Raw genomic sequence first — 908 nt, forward strand, 5'->3', positions numbered from 1 at the left:
CCAACTACCATCGGCGCTAAGAAGCTTAACTGCTGTGTTCGGCATGGGTACAGGTGTGTCCTTCTTGCCATCATCACCACACAGTGTCATCTCATCGTTATCTTGAGCAATCTCTCAATCACTCAAAACTGAATACACCTCTACTTACCTTGAAATCTCATGGTTAAGTCCTCGACCGATTAGTACTAGTCCGCTCCATATATCGCTATACTTCCACTTCTAGCCTATCTACCTGATCGTCTCTCAGGGGTCTTACTTCTTGCGAATGGGAAATCTCATCTTGAAGCTGGCTTCCCGCTTAGATGCTTTCAGCGGTTATCCATCCCACACATAGCTACCCAGCAATGCTCCTGGCGGAACAACTGGTACACCAGCGGTGTGTCCATCCCGGTCCTCTCGTACTAAGGACAGCTCTTCTCAAATTTCCTACGCCCGCGACGGATAGGGACCGAACTGTCTCACGACGTTCTGAACCCAGCTCGCGTACCGCTTTAATGGGCGAACAGCCCAACCCTTGGGACCGACTTCAGCCCCAGGATGCGATGAGCCGACATCGAGGTGCCAAACCTCCCCGTCGATGTGAACTCTTGGGGGAGATAAGCCTGTTATCCCCAGGGTAGCTTTTATCCGTTGAGCGATGGCCCTTCCATGCGGTACCACCGGATCACTAAGCCCGACTTTCGTCCCTGCTCGACTTGTTGGTCTCGCAGTCAAGCTCCCTTCTGCCTTTGCACTCTACGAATGATTTCCAACCATTCTGAGGGAACCTTTGGGCGCCTCCGTTACTCTTTAGGAGGCGACCGCCCCAGTCAAACTGCCCACCTGACACTGTCTTCCGTGTTCTTCACGCGAGTTAGAGGGTTCATATTACAAGGGTAGTATCCCACCAACGTCTCCTTGCATACTGG

General features: G+C 52.2%; 2 rRNA genes. Both read right to left on the bottom strand.

From position 1 onward, the window contains the following. Positions 1 to 81, bottom strand: a 5S ribosomal RNA gene (rrf, locus tag ACQV2G_RS09105); the annotation flags it as partial. 78 nt (positions 82 to 159) lie between these two features. Then, positions 160 to 908, bottom strand: a 23S ribosomal RNA gene (locus tag ACQV2G_RS09110); the annotation flags it as partial.

The sequence above is a fragment of the Facklamia sp. P12955 genome (assembly GCF_050409565.1).
Lineage (GTDB): Bacteria > Bacillota > Bacilli > Lactobacillales > Aerococcaceae > Facklamia.